The organism is Streptomyces sp. NPDC006872 (assembly GCF_040635845.1).
Lineage (GTDB): Bacteria > Actinomycetota > Actinomycetes > Streptomycetales > Streptomycetaceae > Streptomyces.
Window position 1 is genome coordinate 90,893 of the sequence record NZ_JBEYIL010000002.1, and the last position, 18,155, is coordinate 109,047.

19 protein-coding genes and 2 pseudogenes are annotated in these 18,155 nt (G+C 71.0%); 4 read left to right on the plus strand and 17 right to left on the minus strand.

Features of this window, described 5'->3' with window-relative positions; genetic code table 11:
* Positions 1–36: 36 nt before the first annotated feature.
* The 10 genes and pseudogenes from ABZ725_RS05420 to ABZ725_RS05465 form a co-directional block, all read right to left on the minus strand.
* A complete protein-coding gene (locus ABZ725_RS05420) occupies positions 37–1,239 on the minus strand; it encodes an aldo/keto reductase (RefSeq protein ID WP_358801443.1) in 1,203 nt (400 codons plus the stop codon).
* Positions 1,240–1,684: 445 nt separating this feature from the next.
* Positions 1,685–2,377: a hypothetical protein gene (locus tag ABZ725_RS05425; RefSeq protein WP_358801444.1), complete on the minus strand. Its 693-nt coding sequence runs from the start codon at positions 2,375–2,377 to the stop codon at positions 1,685–1,687.
* A 49-nt stretch (positions 2,378–2,426) separates the two neighbouring features.
* A pseudogene (locus tag ABZ725_RS05430) lies at positions 2,427–2,561 on the minus strand (cupin domain-containing protein); the annotation flags it as partial.
* Positions 2,536–2,904, minus strand: a complete 369-nt coding sequence (locus ABZ725_RS05435) for a carboxymuconolactone decarboxylase family protein (protein ID WP_358801445.1) — start codon at positions 2,902–2,904, stop codon at positions 2,536–2,538. The pseudogene ABZ725_RS05430 and the gene ABZ725_RS05435, both read right to left, overlap by 26 nt.
* A gap of 108 nt (positions 2,905–3,012) precedes the next feature.
* On the minus strand, positions 3,013–3,396 hold the full coding sequence (locus ABZ725_RS05440) for a nuclear transport factor 2 family protein (protein ID WP_358801446.1): 384 nt from the start codon (positions 3,394–3,396) through the stop codon (positions 3,013–3,015).
* 23 nt (positions 3,397–3,419) lie between these two features.
* Positions 3,420–5,015, minus strand: coding sequence for a Na+/H+ antiporter (locus ABZ725_RS05445; protein ID WP_358801447.1), 1,596 nt, complete (start codon positions 5,013–5,015; stop codon positions 3,420–3,422).
* Positions 5,016–5,171: 156 nt separating this feature from the next.
* A complete protein-coding gene (locus ABZ725_RS05450; RefSeq protein ID WP_358801448.1) occupies positions 5,172–5,555 on the minus strand; it encodes a DUF2255 family protein in 384 nt (127 codons plus the stop codon).
* A gap of 283 nt (positions 5,556–5,838) precedes the next feature.
* Positions 5,839–6,882, minus strand: coding sequence for an NAD(P)-dependent alcohol dehydrogenase (locus ABZ725_RS05455; protein ID WP_358801449.1), 1,044 nt, complete (start codon positions 6,880–6,882; stop codon positions 5,839–5,841).
* Between the two features lie 56 nt (positions 6,883–6,938).
* Complete coding sequence (locus ABZ725_RS05460) at positions 6,939–7,337, minus strand: DUF2255 family protein (RefSeq protein WP_358801450.1); 399 nt, start codon at positions 7,335–7,337, stop codon at positions 6,939–6,941.
* Positions 7,334–8,740 carry an MFS transporter gene (locus tag ABZ725_RS05465; protein WP_358801451.1) on the minus strand — a complete coding sequence of 469 codons (1,407 nt, stop codon included), beginning with the start codon at positions 8,738–8,740 and terminating at the stop codon, positions 7,334–7,336. Before ABZ725_RS05465 ends, ABZ725_RS05460 begins: the two co-directional genes overlap by 4 nt.
* Before the next feature lie 188 nt (positions 8,741–8,928).
* On the opposite strand from ABZ725_RS05465, the gene ABZ725_RS05470 reads away from it, so the two are divergent.
* On the plus strand, positions 8,929–9,828 hold the full coding sequence (locus ABZ725_RS05470; RefSeq protein WP_358801452.1) for a helix-turn-helix transcriptional regulator: 900 nt from the start codon (positions 8,929–8,931) through the stop codon (positions 9,826–9,828).
* A gap of 25 nt (positions 9,829–9,853) precedes the next feature.
* Here ABZ725_RS05470 and ABZ725_RS05475 read toward each other — a convergent pair.
* Both ABZ725_RS05475 and ABZ725_RS05480 read right to left on the minus strand, forming a co-directional pair.
* Positions 9,854–10,418 (minus strand): annotated as a pseudogene (locus tag ABZ725_RS05475) (alcohol dehydrogenase catalytic domain-containing protein); the annotation flags it as partial.
* A 16-nt stretch (positions 10,419–10,434) separates the two neighbouring features.
* A complete protein-coding gene (locus ABZ725_RS05480) occupies positions 10,435–10,881 on the minus strand; it encodes a cupin domain-containing protein (protein WP_358801453.1) in 447 nt (148 codons plus the stop codon).
* Positions 10,882–11,091: 210 nt separating this feature from the next.
* On the opposite strand from ABZ725_RS05480, the gene ABZ725_RS05485 reads away from it, so the two are divergent.
* Entirely contained in the window at positions 11,092–12,027 is a 936-nt protein-coding gene (locus tag ABZ725_RS05485; protein ID WP_358801454.1) for a helix-turn-helix transcriptional regulator, read from the plus strand.
* 151 nt (positions 12,028–12,178) lie between these two features.
* Entirely contained in the window at positions 12,179–12,517 is a 339-nt protein-coding gene (locus ABZ725_RS05490; RefSeq protein ID WP_358801455.1) for a low temperature requirement protein A, read from the plus strand.
* Between the two features lie 257 nt (positions 12,518–12,774).
* Here the strand turns inward: ABZ725_RS05490 and ABZ725_RS05495 are convergent, their stop codons facing one another.
* The 4 genes from ABZ725_RS05495 to ABZ725_RS05510 all read right to left on the minus strand — a co-directional run bounded on the left by ABZ725_RS05495 (position 12,775) and on the right by ABZ725_RS05510 (position 16,532).
* The gene (locus ABZ725_RS05495; RefSeq protein ID WP_358801456.1) at positions 12,775–13,623 is read right to left on the minus strand and encodes an SDR family oxidoreductase; all 849 of its coding nucleotides are present in this window, start codon (positions 13,621–13,623) and stop codon (positions 12,775–12,777) included.
* Between the two features lie 66 nt (positions 13,624–13,689).
* Positions 13,690–14,718, minus strand: a complete 1,029-nt coding sequence (locus ABZ725_RS05500) for a hypothetical protein (protein WP_358801457.1) — start codon at positions 14,716–14,718, stop codon at positions 13,690–13,692.
* Between the two features lie 374 nt (positions 14,719–15,092).
* Positions 15,093–15,839, minus strand: coding sequence for an NAD(P)-binding domain-containing protein (locus ABZ725_RS05505; RefSeq protein ID WP_358801458.1), 747 nt, complete (start codon positions 15,837–15,839; stop codon positions 15,093–15,095).
* A gap of 54 nt (positions 15,840–15,893) precedes the next feature.
* On the minus strand, positions 15,894–16,532 hold the full coding sequence (locus ABZ725_RS05510; RefSeq protein ID WP_358801459.1) for an NAD(P)-binding oxidoreductase: 639 nt from the start codon (positions 16,530–16,532) through the stop codon (positions 15,894–15,896).
* Positions 16,533–16,637: 105 nt separating this feature from the next.
* Between ABZ725_RS05510 and ABZ725_RS05515 the strand changes: the two genes are divergently transcribed.
* Positions 16,638–17,045: a helix-turn-helix domain-containing protein gene (locus ABZ725_RS05515; protein WP_358801460.1), complete on the plus strand. Its 408-nt coding sequence runs from the start codon at positions 16,638–16,640 to the stop codon at positions 17,043–17,045.
* Between the two features lie 133 nt (positions 17,046–17,178).
* Here the strand turns inward: ABZ725_RS05515 and ABZ725_RS05520 are convergent, their stop codons facing one another.
* Positions 17,179–18,096 (minus strand): helix-turn-helix transcriptional regulator, encoded by a 918-nt coding sequence (locus ABZ725_RS05520; RefSeq protein WP_358801461.1) that lies wholly within the window; start codon positions 18,094–18,096, stop codon positions 17,179–17,181.
* Positions 18,097–18,155: the final 59 nt, after the last annotated feature.

The window sequence follows — 18,155 nt, forward strand, 5'->3', positions numbered from 1 at the left end:
CGACTACGTCCTGTCCTGTTCGGTGTGCGTGGTCGGTCAGCGGGGCGGTGCTTCGACGCCCGTCTGTGCGAGGACCGGCGGCATGAGCCGTGCACCGCTGATGGTGATCCGCGCGACGGCGGCGTTCAGCTCCTGGAGTTCGCCGGGGCTGAACCTGACTTCTTCCGCGCCGATGTTCTCCAGGAGGTGGGACAGCCTGGTGGTGCTGGGTATCGGGACGATCCACGGCTTCTGGGCCAGCAGCCAGGCGAGGTCGATCTGGGCGGGCGTGGCGCCCTTGCGTACGGCCCAGTCCTGGAGCAGTTGCACCAGTGCCATGTTGGCGGGCATGTTGTCCGGGCTGTTGCGGGGCACCGCGGCCCGGAAGTCGCCCTGCGCGAACCGGGTGTACGGATTGATGGTGCCGGTCGTGAAGCCCATGCCCAGAGGCGCCCAGCACACGAAGCCGATGCCGAGTTCCTCGCACAGCGGCAGGACGTGCTCCTCGGGTCCGCGCCACAGCGTGGAGTACTCGTTCTGGATCGCGGTGAGCGGCAGGACCGCGTGGGCCCGGCGGATGGTCTGCAGACCCGGCTCGGAAAGGCCCCAGTGCAGGACCTTGCCCTGGGAGACGAGGTCCTTCACGGTGTCCGCGACGTCCTCGATCGGGACGGTGGGATCGACCCGGTGCTGGTAGAGCAGGTCGATGTGGTCCGTCCTGAGGCGCTTCAGCATGCCGTCGACGGCGCGGCGGATGTGGTCCGGACGGCTGTTCAGGCCGCCTCGGGCCCCGGTGTCCGGGTCGATGTCCCAGCCGAACTTGGACGCGATCACCACGTCGTCGCGGACGGGTCGGAGGGCGTCCCCGACGATCCGTTCCGACTCGAAGGGTCCGTACGCCTCGGCCGTGTCGAAGAACGTCACCCCTTGGTCGACGGCTGTCCGGATGAGGCCGATCATGTCCTTGCGGCTGGTGACGGGGCCGTAGAGGTTGCCCGGCATGGTCTGGGTGCCGAGGCCGATGCCGGAGACCTTTAAGGAGCCGAGCCTGCGGTGGCCGGTCTGGGTGATGGCTGCGGTCACCTGGCTGCGACGGCGGTCGGGGGTCCCGGTTCCCGTGGCGGACGGTGCCGCGTATGCCTGGGGTACGGCCCCCGACACGGCCACCAGTGAGGTCGCTGCGAGTGCGGCCGCGCTCAGGAAGCCGCGACGGCTGCGGTCTGCCGAGTCGCCGTTCGGCGTGCTGTCCTGTTCGTGCATGGGTTACATCCCTCGTGGTTCGATTGTTGGGAGCGCCCGTGGCGTGTCGCCGGAGGTGGCGAAGAAGCACACCCTGTTGCCCTGGTCAGGTTTCTGTCCTGGCCCTGTTGGGCCTCGGATGCGGCCTTCGCTCATCGAGCGGCCGAAGTGGACCGAGCCCGAGATGAACCCTGGGCATGGCGCCCCGCGACGTTCGGTTCACGTCTGTGGCTTCGGGTGACGCCTATGCTCGTCCGGCGGTGGGCGTCCTGCGGTTCGGATGTTGTCGGGCGGTGAGGCCGATTCAATCAGCGTGCTCGTCCGGGTGGGAGGGCGTGCTTTGCCGGGTAACGCCACTACCCCCCACGTCCGGCCTTGACTTGACCGGCCTCGTCGAGGAACTCCCGTGCAGCCGAACGGAGTTGGCCCGCCGGTATGTGCGGGTTGGTTCGGAAGGCATCCCGGGTCAGGACGGCTTGTCCGCCCCGGCGGCGGCTGCCAGGCTCGGTTGGAGGCGGCGGGCGGCGTCGAGGTGGTCGGCGGTCCAGATGATGCGGACGGCGGTGTCCGTGGCCTGCCCGTGCTCGTCGCTCAGATCGCGGCGGAGGGATTCGACCAACTCCGCTTCGGCTACGGGGTTGCGCGGCAGGGGATCCCGGACGGGGGTGGCTTGGCCCAGGCCTGCGGCCAGGTCCCGGTACCAGCCGGAGACGCGGCCGACGGCGCCCAGGAGGACGAGGCGAGCACCGGCCCGGTCCGGCTCGGGCTCCAGCTCGCCGGCGCGCTGCCACAGGCCCAGCACCGCGTCCGCGGCGAGGCGCAGCCCCACGATGCCGGTGACCAGGGTGGCCATCTCGGCCAGGGGTACCGGTTTCGGGCCGCGTTCGGCCAGGTAGCCGCGGAAGGCGTCGTCGAGCCTTCGGGCGGCGGCTGCGGCTTCGAGGCGTTCTGCCAGCGAGGCGTCGGCGGAGACGGGCTCGGTGCCGCAGCGGCCGACGGCGTATTCCACCGCGCCCGCCAGGTACCGGGCGCTGTCCCTATATGCCTCGGCGAGAGCCCGGTCGAACGCCGCCGTCGCGCCACGCGGCCAGAAGAAGAGCCCCACCAGCACACTCACCGCACAGCCGATCGCAATGTCCTTCGTACTCGTAGTCGGCATCGCTCACGTGCTCGCCCCACTCGACGTCGGGCACGGCGGGATCGCCCGTGCTGTCCGACAGGGCGAGATGGGTCATGAAGTGGTCGGGGGCGGCACCGTGCCAGTGCCACTCGCCCGGGGGTGTGTGGACGGTGTCGCCCGCACGCATCACCAGGACCTCACCGCCACGGGCCTGCACCAGGCCGCGGGACCTCGCCCCGCTTCTTCGTCTCGTCGTCGACGATGGTCTTGAGCTGGGTGAGCGCGCCCATTCCGCTGGGCCATCCGGCGTAGAAGGCCAGATGGGTGAGGGCCTCGACGAGTTCGTCCCTGGTCAGCCCGTTCTCCAGCGCCAGCCGCAGATGGCTGTTCAGCTGCTCGGGGCGGTACGTCGCCGCCAGCACGGAGACGGTGATCAGGCTGCGGTCCCGCGGGGACAGACCCTCCCGCTTCCACACGTCGCCGAACAGCACGTCGTCGGTCAGCTGGACCATCTTCGGCGCGAGGTCGCCGAGCAACTGCTGGGCCCGCGAGGGTTCCTGTGCCATGTGTGTGCCGCCCTTCCTGGTACTTGCTCTGTGCTTTCTTGCCTTCTTCGTGTTCCGTCTCGCGCTCGGACGTGATCTCCGGTTCGCGTCCGCCTGGTCCTGGACCTGCTACCAGGTCGTTGCCACGGAGCGCAGTGCGGTCCAGGTGTCGCCGTCCCGGGCCCAGTCCATGGCGAATTGCAGCGGCCAGTCGGCATGGGTGCCGTAGACCGTCGCCTCGGTGACGATGCGGCCGACGAGGCGGGCCGTGTCACCCTCCACGTCGACGGTGACGTTCTTCTCGATCACGCGGTGATAGACGAACCGGCCGGCTCGCATCTGGGACAGCCACTCGGCCTTGGGCTGCTGGTACCCGGTGATGTGGGTGAGGACGAAGCCGTCGTCGAGCAGGTCGTCCAGGGTGTCGGTGTCGCCGTCGGTCATCGCCCGCAGATGGGCGCGGTAGGCCGTGAGGACCTCTTCGCGATCGCTTTCGTCCGGGGACGCGGGCATGGTTTCTCCTGTTCTGGTGGGGGTCATTCGGCGGCCTGGCGCCCGGACAGCCGTACTTCTTCGAGGTCGAGCCGACGCTGGACGTGGCGCAGCACGGTGTCGTCGATCTCGTGGTCGTCGCGCAGGCGGACCAACGTGGCGCGTTTGTGGGCGAGGAGGGCCAGGCGCAGGGCGGTGTAGTGCCGGTGGTGGCGCAGGACGTCCTCGTCCTCGGTGGCGGTCTCGCCGCCGCCGTCGGCGCGGACGACGAGCAGGTGGGACTCGTACTCCTCGCGCATGCGTTCGGCTACGGCCGGGTCCGTGGCCAGGTCGTCGACGAGCGCGGGGAGGGCCTTGAGGGCCTCCTCGGTGGCGGTCGTCTCGGCGAGGATGCGCTCCTCGTCCACCGACGTGTCGTGGGGCAGCCCGGCCCAGCGCACCACGGCCGGCAGCAGCAGCCCCTGCACCACGAGGGTGGTGACGATGACGCCGGAGGTGACGAAGACGATGGTGTCGCGGTCGGGGAAGGGCGCGCCGGAGTCGAGCGCCGTCGGCACCGACAGGGCCACCGCCAGCGAGACCGCGCCCCGGAAGCCGGCGATCGACGTGATCACACGGGCGCGGTAGTTCATCCGGCGCAGGCGCTGCTGCGGACGGCGGTCCAGCAGACGGATCAGGTACGGCACGGTGAAGTTGAAGGCGAAGCGCGCGGCGACGACCACGGCTGAGACGGCCGCGACGGCGATGAGGGCCTGGGTGAGGTCACTGCCGTGCAGTTCGCGTACGGCCGCCTGCGCCTGCAGGCCGACGAGGACGAACAGGGAACCGTTGAGCAGGAAGGTCGCCAGCGACCAGAACTCCTCCGCCTGGCGGCGCATCGCGGCTGCGGCCATGCGCGGTCCGGCCTGGCTCATGATCAGCCCGGCGGAGACGGCCGCGAGGACGCCGGAGGCGTGGATCAGCTCGGCGAGGAGATAGGCGGTGAAGGGGGTGAGGATCATGGCGACGTTGCCCTGCAGCGGGTTGTCGAAGACCCGCCGCGCCATGATCACCAGCCATGCGGTCAACGCTCCGGCGGCGGCTCCGCCGAGGTAGGAGACGGCGAACAGCCAGGTGACGTGCGGGACGGTGAAGTGTTCCTCGCCGACCGTGATGCCGACTGCCAGTCCGAAGACCACGAGCGCGGTGCCGTCGTTGATGAGGCTCTCGGCGCGCAGCAGGGTGACGTTGCGGCGGGGCAGTGCCTTGGCGAGAACGCCGACGGCGGTCGCATCGGTGGGGGCCACGGCTGCGCCCAGCACCCATGCCGGTCCCCAGGCCAGGCCCAACTCGTGTGCCACGGCCGCCACGGCTCCGGCGGTGCCGATGACCAGCACGGTGCTCATCAGGATGATGCCGCGCAGATCCCGCCGGATCTCCCGCAGGGACGTGGTCAGGCTCTCCCAGTACAGCAGTACCGGCAGGAAGATGAGCAGCACCGCCTCCGGCGGCAGCTCCACCTCGCGCAGCGCGGGCACGAAGCCGAGCAGCGCGCCGAGGACGAGGAGCACGACGGGCGGGGCGATCCGGTAGCGGTCACCGGCGGCGTTGCCCAGGAGCACCGCCACGCCGAGGACCACGACGAGTTCGAGACCGATCACGGCATGACCCCCGGCCTGGTCAGGAGCGGGACGACCGACTGCGCAACGTCTCGGGGACCGGGATCACGGCGGTCGATCGTGGTCGGGACGAGGGGCTCGCAGGGTGACGTGGCGGCGTGGGCGTTGAGGGTGAACATCGTTCTTCTCCTGCGACGTTCAGCGCGGCAGGAGCCGCATGGTCGTCGAGCCCGCGGTGGAGCTCGTGATGCGCTGGATGGTGTTGGCGGAGTAGCGGCCGTACTTGGTGCGGTAGGCGGCGTCGACCGCGTCGTTGATCTCGCCGTCGACGTCCTCGAACGCCACGTCCTTCTCGACCCCGCCGGCCTCGACCCGGCCCTCGTGGCGGGCTCGGGTGCCGCGGAACCAGGCGGAGGTGGGCCCGTTCACGGAGCGGACGTAGATGTCGTCGTCCACGCGCACGACCCAGATGGTGCGCGGGCTGCCCAGCTCGCCGTCCAGGCGCCGGGAGGCGACGTCCAGTTCCTCGGCCGATCCGACCCGGTCGAGTTCGTCGTCGGTCCAGGGAGCAGTGGTGGCCATCCGCTCATCTCCTCGGTTCTCGTGCGGCAGTCTCCGCGGGGCGGGCGGACTCCTGCGGGTGCGAGAGGATCTTCGACGAGCATCGGGCCCGGTCGCTGTTCCCGCACCACGGCAGACCGTGCCATGCCGGAAGTCGGCGTTCCAGGGTGTGACACGGCCCCCCACGCCGCTGCCGCCGCACCCCCTCGCCGCCCCGGCTTTTCTCTGCTCGGCGGCACCCCGTACGAGGGCTCTCGGGCGCGGCTCCTCGTACGGGGCGGTCTCAGGTGGCCGTGGCCGTGGGTCAGGCCAGCGTCGAGGTGTCGATCACGAAGCGGTAGCGCACGTCGGAGGCGAGGACCCGCTCGTACGCCTCGTTGATCCTGTCGGCCGGGATGACCTCGATCTCGGAGCCGATGCCGTGCTCGGCGCAGAAGTCGAGCATCTCCTGGGTCTCGCGGATGCCGCCGATCAGCGAACCGGCGAACGACCGGCCGCGCAGGATCAGCGAGAACACCTGGACCGACAGCGGCTCGGCGGGGGCGCCGACGTTGACCAGGGCGCCGTTCACGGCCAGCAGGCCGAGGTAGGCATCGAGGTCGAGCTTCGCGCTGACCGTGTTGACGATCAGATCGAAGGTGCCGGCCAGCTCCTCGAAGGTGGCAGGGTCGCTGGTGGCGAAGTAGTGGTCGGCGCCCAGCCGCAGACCGTCGTCCATCTTCTTCAGCGACTGGGACAGGACGGTGACCTCGGCGCCCATGGCGTGCGCGAGCTTCACGGCCAGGTGGCCCAGGCCGCCGAGTCCGATGACGGCGACCTTCTTGCCGGGGCCCGCGCCCCAGCGGCGCAGCGGGGAGTAGGTGGTGATTCCCGCGCACAGGAGCGGGGCGGCCTCGTCGAGGCCGAGGCCCTCGGGGATGCGGACGACGAAGTCCTCGGTCACCACGACGTGGGTGGAGTAGCCGCCCTGGGTGAGAGTGCCGTCCTTGTCGACGGCGCCGTAGGTGAGGGTGTTGCCCGCCAGACAGTACTGCTCCTCGCCCCGCAGACAGGGCTCGCACTCACGGCAGGAGTTGACCATGCAGCCGACGCCGACCCGGTCGCCGACCGCGTGCCGGGTGACCTCGGCGCCGACCTCGGTGACGATGCCGGCGATCTCGTGCCCGGGGACCACGGGGTAGGTCGACGGGCCCCACTCGCTGCGGGCGTTGCTGATGTCGGAGTGGCAGATGCCGGCGTACTTGATCTCGATGAGGATGTCGTGCGGGCCGACGTCGCGGCGCTCGACGGTCGTGGGGGTGAGGGGTTCAGTGGCGGACGTGGCGGCGTAGGCGTTGACGGTGAGCATGGTGTTTCCGATCTGATGGTTCTCGTGGAGCTGCTGTTGGCCGTGGGGGAGTTGGGTCAGCGCGGTTCGAGCCGCATCGTGGTGGAGGCCGCCTCGGGGCTGGTGATGGCCTTGATGATGTACGCGGCGTAGTGCCCGTACTTGGCCCGGTACGCGGCGTCCACGGCGTCGTTGACGGTGGTGTCGTCGGCGACGTCGACGATCGTGACGTCCTTCCCGACCCCGCCGGCCTGGATACGGCCTTCCTGGCGGGCCCGGGTGCTGCGGTACCAGGCGGAGGTGGGGCCGTTGACGGAACGGATGCAGATGCCGTCGCCGACGCGGACCACCCAGATGGTTCGCCGGCTGCCCAGCTCGCCGTCGCGTCGCAGGGACGCGATCTCCAGTTCCTCCGCGTGTTCGATGCTGTCGAGCTCCTGGCTGGTCCAGGCCGATGTCGCCGATGTCGGGGTCATGAGGTCTTCTCCTTGAGGAGTGCGGAGGCTGCCGCGGTCACGACCACGAGCAGGGCGGCGATCAGGAGGCTGGTGCGCAGCCCGTGCAGGAACTGCGCGTGGTGGGAGACCAGGGCGCCGAAGACGGCCACGGACAGGGCGCCGCCGAGCTGGCGGGAGGCGTTCAGGACGCCGCTGGCGGTGCCGGCGCGCTGGGCGGGGACGCGGTCGAGGAGCAGTGAGGTCACCGCCGGTACGGCGAGGCCGCCGCCGGTTCCGACCGGGATCATCAGCAGGACCAGGAGCCAGGCGGGCGCCGAGGCGGGCGGAAGGCAGAGCGCCACCAGGCCGGCGGCCATCAGGAGCTGGCCGGTGATGATCGGCGTCCGCGCCCCGAACCTCGCGCTGAGCCGGGCGGCGGTCGGGCTGCTGACCGCGGTCAGCAGTGTCATCGGCAGGAACGCCAGGCCGGTGGCCATCGGCGACAGGTCCTGTTCCTGCTGGAGGTACAGGCCGAGGAGGAAGATCATGCCGTAGAAGCCGACGTTGAGGGCGAAGCCGATGGTCGCCGAGAGTGCCATCGTGCGGGCGCGCAGGAGTTCCAGCGGCACCATCGGGTTCCGGCCGCGTGCCTGGGCCACCACGAAGACCACTGCCGCCACCACGGCCACCGCCAGCGCGAGCAGTACGCGCGGCGCGCCCAGGCCCACGGCACCGGCCTCGATGGCCGCGTACGTCAGGCCGCCCATCGCGGCGACTGCGGTTGTCTGCCCGGTCCAGTCGAAGGGGGCGTCGCCCCGGCGGGGCGAGCGGGCGGTGCGGGTGAGGAGGAACAGCGCCAGCACGCCCACCGGAAGGTTGACGAAGAAGATCATCCGCCAGTTGAGCTCACTGAGCACGCCGCCCAGCACCGGGCCGGCCGCGGCGCCCACCGATCCGCCCATCGCCCACACCGAGATCGCCCGGGCGCGGCGGGCCGGGTCGGGGAACGCCTCGCGGATCAGCGCCAGCGAGGCCGGCACGATCACCGCGGCACCCGCGCCCTGCACCAGCCGCGCCACGATCAGCACACCCAGGTTCGGTGCGAAACCGCAGGCGGCCGAGGCGGCGGTGAACACCACGAGCCCGGTCCCGAACGCCTGCCGCGCACCGATCCGGTCGGTCACCGACCCCGCGGACAGCAGTAGCGCGGCGAACATCAGCGTGTAGCCGTCCACCACCCACTGCAGCCCTGTCATGCCGCCGCCGAAGCCGCGCCCGATCTCGGGCAGTGCGACGTTCACGATCAGGGCGTCGAGCGTCATCACGAAGAAGCCGAGCAGCGCCGCCGCCAGCGCCCAACGGGCACCGTTCTCGCTGCCGGGCCGCCCGGCGGCGGTATCGGCCGACGACGACGGCTTGTCCGATGCGACAGAACTGGACACGGGTGGTTCTCCTGAGAACGAAGCGAAGGGGATTCTCTGCGCGGAACGACTTCTTCAACCGTCATTCAGCCTGCGCGCCGGACGCGTCGCGTGGCAGGCCGAGCTGTGCCGGGGAGCGCTGTTCGGGGGTGTGACAGGGCCCCCATGACCAGCACCTGGATCCTCGCCCGGCCTGACACACTGGCCGCATGGCACGTGAGCGGCGCAACGGCAGCGACGGCACTGAACTGGGGCGTTTCCTGCGCGCCCACCGCACCCGGGTGACACCCGAGCAGGCCGGCCTCAAGGCGGGCCCCGGCCTCCGGCGCACACCCGGGCTGCGCCGCGAAGAGCTGGCCACCCTCGCCGGCGTGAGCATCGACTACTACACGCGCCTGGAGCGCGGCAAGGAGGCACACCCCAGCCCGTCCGTCGTCGACGCGCTCGCCCGGGTCCTCCTGCTGGACGAGCACGCGCACGAGCACCTGCGGGACCTCGCCGCTTGCGCCGCCCGCCCCGCCGCCTCGGCACCCTCGACAGCGCCCAGCTCATCGGTAGGGCCCGGCATCGAGTTGCTGTTGGAGAGCCTGCGGCCCCACCCCGCGGTCGTGGTCAGCCGCACGATGGACCTGCTCGCGTGGAACCCGGGCGGGCTACGTCTGTTCGTCGGCATGGAGCAGTGGCCGGTAGAGAAGCGCAACGTCGCGCGCTGGGTGTTCCTCAACCCCGGTGCCCGCACGGTCTTCGACCACTGGGACGAGCAGATCCGCGCGTGCGTGGGGCGGCTGCGTGCCCTGGCCGGCACCGACCCGGATGCCCCCGACCTCGTCGGGCTCGTCGACGAACTGCTGGCGGAGAGCCCGGAGTTCGTACAGCTCTGGGACCGCTACGACGTTCGGGCGCACACCCACGGCAGCAAGACCTTCCACCTCCCGGACGTCGGCACGCTCACCCTCGCCTACCAGTCCATGCAGTTGGAAGGCTTCCCCGGCCACCGGCTGGTCGCCCACTACGCGACCCCCGGCACCCCCGACCACGACCGGATGATCCTGCTGGACATGGTCGCCGCCGGGGCGAACGTGAAACCCGCGGAGGAGAAGCAGAACTGACGGTCGGCGAGGGCTCTCGACCAGGTCAGGGCCGGATCAGGACCTTGAGAGCGGTCCGGTCGGCCATGGCCCGGTAGCCGTCGGGTACGCCGTCGAAGCCGACGGTGTGATCGAAGACCCGGCCGGGCTCGACCGTGCCGTCGAGGATGTCGGGCAGCAGTTCCTCGATGTAGGCGCGGGCCGGGGCGGCTCCGCCGGTGACCGTGATGTTGCCCGTCATCGACTCGAAGCCGAGCGGGATCCCGGTGTACTGCGCGACACCGAGCCGGCTGATCACGCCACCGTGGCGGACGATGCTCGGGTACGACGTCGGTGGCGCCGAAGTCGCGGCCGAGGTCGGTACGGTCGGTGTGTCGGCCCATGAGGATGATCTGCTCGGCGCCGAGCCGCTTGGCGGCCGGTACCGCGCACAGTCCGACCGCGCCGTCGCCGATCACCGTCACCGACTTGCCGGGCGCGACCACCAGGTCACCGGACGTCAGCCCGGACACCGCCGAGCCGACCTCCTCGACCACACCGAGGAACTCGTGGCCCATGCGCCGGCCCTCCTCGGAGGCGGGCATCGACCCGTACGGCCACAGGTCGCTGCCGACGTCCGATTTCCGATCAACACACTTGGGAGAGGTCTCGGGCGAGCAACAGTGATGTACTGCGGCGCGGGGCGTCGTAGTCCTCGTCCGAGACCTTCTCGAGCCACTCGGTCTCGGGGCTGCCGTCGCCGGTGCCCTCCCACATCGCGAGGTGCTCCATGAAGCGGTCCCGGGCGGCACCGTGCCAGTGCTCCTCGCCCGGCGGGGTGTGGACCGTGTCACCGGGATGAGCCTCGATGACCGTGCCGTCACGCGTGCCGATCAGCGCGACGCCGGAGACGATGTGGAGGGTCTGGCCCATCGCGTGCGAGTGCCAGTCGGTGCGCGCACAGGGCGAGAAACGCACCATGTTCGCGCGTATCCGCGACGGCTCCTGACCCGCATGGATGACGTCGAACCAGACGTCCCCGGTGAACCAGTCGGCGGGCGCCTTGACGGTGGGCTGCTGCTTGAGGATTTCCAACGTGCCGCTCCTTGCTCATGGTTCTCGACGATCTGGCGTAGAAACGTTCCTGTCCGCCGTGCATCCCGACGGAGGTCTTCGATGCCACCACTCTTCCTGCACCGCGCGCCGCGTGGCAGGTCGGGCTGTGCCGGGGAGCGGCGTTCCGGGGTATGACAGGGCCCCCCACGCATGTGCCGCAGCGGTCGCGCGGCCCGCAGACTGGAAGACATGAACAGCGAGCAGCAGAACACCGCGGGCACCGAGCTGGGCCGCTTCCTGCGTGCCCGCCGGGCCCGGGTGACCCCGGAGGAGGCCGGCCTGACGGCTGGTTCCGGCCTGCGCCGTACGCCAGGGCTGCGCCGTGAGGAACTGGCCACTCTGGCCGGGATCAGCATCGACTACTACGTCCGTCTGGAGCGCGGCAAGGAGACCCGGCCCAGCGTGTCCGTGGTCGATTCCCTCGCCCGCGCCCTCCTGCTGGAGGAAGACGAGCACGAGCATCTGCGCAGCCTGGCCGCCCGCGCCGCGCGCAGTATGCCCGAGCCTCCCACCGCACCCAGCCGCACCGTCCGGCCCGGCGTGAAACTGCTCCTGGAGAGCCTGCGCCCCCAGCCCGCGCACGTCGTCAGCCGCACCAATGACCTGCTCGCCGCCAACCCCGGCGGACTGCGACTCCTCCCCGGCATCGAGGACTGGCCGGTCAGGGAGCGCAACATCGCCCGCTACCTCTTCCTCCATCCCACCTCGCGTGACCTGTTCCACGACTGGAACACCCAGGTCCGCGGCTGCGTGGCCCGGCTGCGCGCCCTCGCCGGTACCGACCCCGACGCCCCCGACCTCACCCGGCTCGCCGGTGAACTCCTCCTCAAGAGCCCGGAGTTCGCCCGCCTGTGGGAACGCTACGACGTCAAGGGCCACTCCTACGGGCGCAAGACCTTCCACCACCCCGACGTCGGCGACCTCACCCTCGGCTACCAGTCCATGGAGCTGGAAGGCACCTCCGGCCACCGCATGGTGACGTACTACGCCCAGCCCGGCACCGCCGATCACGACGCCATGGTCCTGCTCGACCTGCTCGGGCAGGAGAAGCCCGCGAAACGGACGTCGGCACGCGACGACCGGCCGGCGGCTGTGGAGGACGATCCCGCCTCCCCTCTGACCTGACCGTCCTGCGGCCGTCAGCCGGACGATCGCGGTGCTGTTGCCGCCCGCTCGCTCCACGGACAACCTGAAGGCCGGCACCCACGGGCCTCATCGGCCCCAAGGCGAGCGCCACGACCACGCCACGCGACCCACATGCTCCGAGGACACGCAGTTGGAAAGCGAGCAGTACGGACCGCCGCAGAGCGGCCCGCCGGCCGGCGCCCGTAAGGCGTCGGCGAGCAGTCGGGTGACGACCTTCGAGCTGTTCTTCGACCTGGTGTACGTCTTCACGCTCACCCAGATCACCCAGTACATGGCCCACCACCACACCGGCACGGGCGTGCTCCACGGAGTGCTGCTGCTGGCGCTGTGCCTGCTGCTCGCGGGCATCCCGGCGGCGGCCGCACTCCCGCCGGTGGCCGCTCTGGCGGGTGTCGTCGTCATCCTGGCGGCGGTGGCTGCGGCGGAGACCCGCTGGTACGGGGAGCTGCGCCGCCATGTGGGCCGCTGAGCCGGTCCGTCGTCGGCGCCGGCTCGCTTCGTACCGGCCGCGACACGGGAGACCGCAGACAGGTGTCCAAGCGCTGGATGGAGCGCGGGCACAACGGTAAGCCGGGCGACACGAAGCGAGGCGGTGTGCCGCTACCGCGCAGACAGCCGTGCATCGCCCGTAGGGCCCGGGGCGTCGGCCGTGAGGACCAGCCGTCCGCCCTGGTCCGGGCTGCGGGCCCGGACCAGGGCGGATTCACGGCCTCGGCTCTCACCTCGTTACGGCGTGGTCAGCTCCCCGGCGCGCAGCGCGGCGGTGACGCCGCCGTCCATCAGGAGGTCGGCCCCGGTGATGAAGCCGGCGTCCCGGCCGAGCAGGAAGGCGGCGGCCGCGGCGACCTCTTCGGAGGTGCCGAAGCGCTTGGCTGCCGATACCTCGCGTACCGTCTCGAACCACTCACGGCGCGGGCCGGAGAGCTCATCGAGGGCCAGCGGGGTGATGATCACGCCGGGGCTGACGGCGTTGACGCGGGCTCCGCGCTTGCCCCACGCGGCGGCGGCGGTCTGCACGCGCAGCGAGTTGGCCCGCTTGGACAGGGCGTAGGCGTGGACAGAGGTGCCGATCCGGTCGGGCTGCAGGAACGGCAGCGCGAGCAGTTGCGAGGTCTCGGTGGTCGCGAGCGCGTGCTCGATCTCGTGCGGGTAGGGGCTCTCCCGGTGCCCGGCCATGCTGGCGACCACGATGCCGGCCCCGCCGCGCGCGATCACGCGGGCGAACGCGTCGAGGACATACGCCGTGCCGAGCAGGTCGACGTGCAGCAGCCGCTCGATGGTCGCCTGGGTGGGTGAGACGCCGGCGGCCTGGATCACCTGGGTGACCGCGCCCATCCCGGCGGCCGTGGCGGCCAGCGCCTCGACCTGGGCCAGTTCGGAGATGTCGGTGGTCTGGACGGCCACTTCGTAGCCCTCGCCGCGCAGTTGCTCGGCGGCGGCCTGCGATGCCTTCTCGTCATGAGCGGCCAGCAGCAGTGTGCGGCCGGCGCCGACCCGGCGGGCGATGGCCAGACCGATGCTGCCGGGGCCGATGACGACGACGACTTCTTTGGCGGCTGTGGGCTCGTTGCTCATGTTTCAGGCTCCTTCGTTCCGTGTTCTCGGGGTGGAGGGGTACGCGGGACCTGGCCGACGGACCGGTCAGCCGCTCGTGACCGGCCCGGACGCGGCGTCGGCGAACAGGGCAGAGAAGTTGATCTTCCCCTGTTGGAGCTTCGCGTCGCGGGACTCGGCGAATCCGCCGTTGGCGATGTACAGCCGCTGTCCGCGCACCACGGTGGCGGTCGGCGAGGCGAGCCCGTCCGCGCTGGTCAGGACGGTCTTCTTGGTGCCGTTCGGATAGACCACGGCGATCTCGTCGGTGGTGTCCAGCGCGGCGAACACCACGTCGGACCGGCCGCTCAGGAAGTTGAAGTCGTCGATGCCCACGACACCGCTGGTCACGACGTGGACCGGGCCGGCCGAGCCGGTGGCGGTGACCGGGACCCGCAGCAGGGTGCCCTTGCTGAGGTTGGAGACCCACACGGCGCCGTTGTGGAAGCGGAGCCCGTTCGCGCCCAACGGCAGCGGCGACCGGGCCGGCGCGAGGGAGGCGTCGGTCAGCCAGCGAGTCGCCGCACCGCCCGAGACCGGAACGGTCCAGACGGCGCCCTTGAAGCTTTCGGCGACGTACAGGGTGCGTCCGGCCGGGTCGATGGCCAGGCCGTTGGGGAGCTCCCCGGCGGGCAGGGCGGCGATGCGCCGGGGGCTGCCGCCCAGCGGAAGCTTCCACACGCCGGACCGGGCTGCCTCGCTGGACGACACGTTGTAGTAGACGGCGCCGTCACGCCCCCGTGTGTTGCCGGTGACCATGTCACCGGGCTGCCCGGCGACGAGCACCTCACGGTGCCCGGACTCGTCGACCCGTACGAGCGCCGGGCGCCTGCCCGGCGAACCGCCCAGCATCGAGACGGTCAGCGAGCCGTCCGGGTTGAGGGTGAGGTTCTCCGGCGCGTCGCCGACGGCGAAGTCGAACGAGGCGACGGTCTTCACGTGGGTGACGACCGGCTTCGGCTGCGCCTGGCTCGTCGCGGCGGACGCGTACGGCGCCGAGACGAGGACGGCTGACGTCGCGGCAACCGCCGCCGCGAGTCTGAACCGCTTCTTCAGGGGGATTCGGCTCGGGTTCATCGCATTCTCTTCGTGTTGCGGCCGTGCCCTCCTGCCGGCCCTGGGCAGCCCTCAGCGGGGTGCGGACAGGGCTGGAGGAGGGGCAGCGGCTCCGGTAGCGGCTGCCCATGAGAGTGAGCAACTCGTCGGGCTCGGCCAAGTCGGCCGCGTTCGACCAACCGCGTTCGATTCGATGTCCCCGCGTCGGCGTTGCGCGAACACGCGCGATGTGTCCGGTGTCCTCAGCCGGGGGTGTCACGCGTGGCTGCTCGGCCCAATGCCAAGCTAGAGGCTTGGCCCGGTGGGTGACAGGTCGGGCTGTACGGGGGAGCGGTGTTCCGGGCTGTGGCACGGCCCCCCACCCGCCGAACAGGCGGTCCTGGGGTCCTGGGGTTTTAGGCCAGGGTCGCGCGGGCGTCGCCCGCGGAACGCCGGACGGCGGTGTCGGTCAGTTCCCTCACCTTGTCGGCGGGCACCGGGACGCCCGGGACCTCGAAGAACCAGCGCCCCGTCTCCTCGGGGGTCAGCCCCTCGGGCCGTGCCGGCAAGTACGGCTGGACGTAGACGGGGGTGCCCGGCTCGCTGCGCCAACTGTCGGCGAGGGTGCCGATGTCCACGGCGTCATAGCCCAGCACGTCCAGCAGCTCGGCGACCTGCGTCTTGGCGGCCTTGTCGTCACCGGCGATGGACAGGGCGCTGCGGTCGTCGGCGTCGGCGGGCCGGGCGGAGGTGAACAGGCGCACGAAGTCGATGCTGTTGAAGGCCTTGACCACCTGGGAGTCGGCCAGGTGTCGCTGGACCAGGGCGCTGGAGGTCTGCTCGCCGGCGTCGAGCTCGGCGATCCGGTCGTCGCGCTCGGGGTAGTAGTTCATGGTGTCGATGACGGTCTTGCCGGCCAGGGCGGAGGCGGGGAGCTGCTCATAGGTGTTCAGCGGGACGGTCGCCACCACCAGGTCGCCGGCCTGCGCGGCCTCGGCGGGTGTGGCCGCCCGCACCCGTTCGCCGAGTTCGGCGACGAGTTCGGCGAGGGTCTCGGGGCCACGGGAGTTGCTCAGTACGACATTCAGGCCGGCGGCGACCGCCAGGCGGGCCAGCGCGCTGCCGATGTTGCCTGCGCCGATGAGGCCGAGGGTCTTGGCCATGGGTCAATCTCCTTGTGGGGCGTGTGGGGCGTGTGATGTGGCGTGCCGAGGCGGTCAGCGGCCGGCGGTGAGTACCGCGGTGCGCCGGGACCACGAGCCCGCGACGGCGGCGTCCAGCAGGAAGGCGGCGACATCGGCCCGGGAGATCCTGGGCAGGCCGGGCAGGCGGTCGAGCGCGGTCAGGTCGACGGCGTGGACGTCGCCCGTGGCGGGCTTGTTGGTCAGCAGCACGGGGTAGACCAGCGTCCATTCCAGACCGGACGCGGTGAGGATCCGCTCCCCGGCGGCCTTGTCGGCGAAGGTGGCCTTGCCGCCCGAGTTGTAGAGGAACCGGGCGAACGCGGAGGCCTTGGCCAGGGAGTCACCGACCCCGAACGCCGACATGATCAGTACGCGCTCGGTTCCGCTGTCCTCGGCGGCCCGGACCAGCACGCGCGTGGTGTCGGCGATCAGGTTGCCCGGGTTCTTGACCTTGCCGAGACCGAGCGTGCTGACCACGGCGTCGGTGCCGCGCATCGCCTCGGCGAGCGCGCGGGCGTCGCGGACGTTCCCCTCGATCACGGTCAGCCGGTCGGCCGGGGTGATCTTGGAGGCATCGCGGACGAAGGCGACCACCTCGTGTCCGGCCGCGGTGGCCCGCTCCAGGAACAGGATGCCGGTGGCGCCGGTGGCGCCAAGGAGGAGGAATTTCATCGGACGACGTCTCCCTTCAGGAGCCTCGGCGGCTCAGGGCTGCTCATGCTTACGAAAGTACAGTACTTACTCTGAATAAGCACTTCCCCCGTTTAGTATGAGCGCATGAGCCGAGGGACCGATCGCGTGGCCGGGATGAGCGTGTTCGATCCGCAGTGCACGTCGCGGGAGGTGCTGGAGCACGCGACGGGCCGGTGGGGCGCCCTGACCCTCGCCGCCCTGGTCGACGGTCCCCTGCGGTTCGCCGAGGTGCGTCGTAACGTGTCCGGAGTCTCCGACCGGATGCTGTGGCAGACCCTCCAGCGCCTGGAGGACGACGGCCTCGTCGCACGGACACCGCACCCCACGGTCGCCAGGCGGGTCGACTACGAACTCACCGGTCTCGGCCGCCCGATCGCCGAGCGCGTCTGCGACCTGATCGACGCGATCTACGAGCAACTGCCCGGCATCGTCGCCCACCAGCGTGCGAACGGCGCCGGCTCGGCGTCGCCCGCGGACGACACGGTCGACTGAGGCGGGAATGCACCGCACCCCGGGGGCCTGCGCCGCGATGATCCGCACCGCCCGCGGCCGCAAGATTTCCCGCCACTCCGCGTCGGCGAGGTCCCCCTCGGCCACCAGTCCGTGGAGCCGGAAGTCGTGTCGGTCAGGAGCGTGTACGCCGTTGCTGCTCGGCCGTCATGTCCGGATGCGCGGTGGGCTCGGGTGCGTTCAGATCGAGCAGGAGCATGGCGTCGTGGTCGGGGGTGCCGGGTTCGGCGGTGTAGACGCCGAGGCGTTGGCCGGGGGTGTCTTCGAGGTGCATGCTCTGGCCGCTGAGGGTGAGGACGCCGACCTGGGGGTGGTGGAAGGTCTTCTGGGTCTTCTTGCGGCCGACGACGTCGTAGCGCTCCCAGAGCCCCGCGAAGTCGGCGCTCTTGAGCAGGAGTTCGCCCACCAGGTCGGTGAGGTCGGGGGCATCCGGGTCGATGCCGGACTGGGCGCGCAGCCGGGCGACGCAGCCGCGGACCTGGTAGTCCCAGTCGGGAAAGAGGATGGGCGCGGTGGGGTGGAGGAAGAGGTAGCGGGCGATGTTGCGCTGGGCGGCGGGCCAGTCGGAGAGGCCCGCGAACAGGGCGAGGCCGCCGGGGTTCCAGGCGAGCAGGTCCATGCTGCGGCTGATGACGTAGGCGGGGCTCGGCCGCAGCGTCTCCAGGACCAGTTTCAGGTGCGGGCGCACGGTTCGGCTCGGCGGCGGCGGAGGTTCGGGGGCGTACCGCGCGGCCCGGGTGGCGAGCTCACGCAGATGCTGGTGCTCGGCATCGTCGAGGCGCAGGGCGCGAGCGATCGCGTCCAGCACGGAGGGGCTGGGGCGGGTCTCCTTGCCGCGCTCCAGGCGGACGTAGTAGTCGATGCTGATGCCGGAGAGCGTGGCCAGTTCTTCGCGGCGCAGGCCGGGGGTGCGGCGCAGGCCGGTGCTCACGGTGAGGCCGACCTGGTCGGGGCTCGTCCGGGTGCGCCGCGCACGCAGGAACCGGCCCAGCTCTCCGCCGCCGCCCCTGTCGGTGCTCTGCTCGGATGCCATGCCGTCAGTGTCGCACCGCGCTGACCTGGGTGGCAGATGCGTGGGGGGCCCTGCCATTA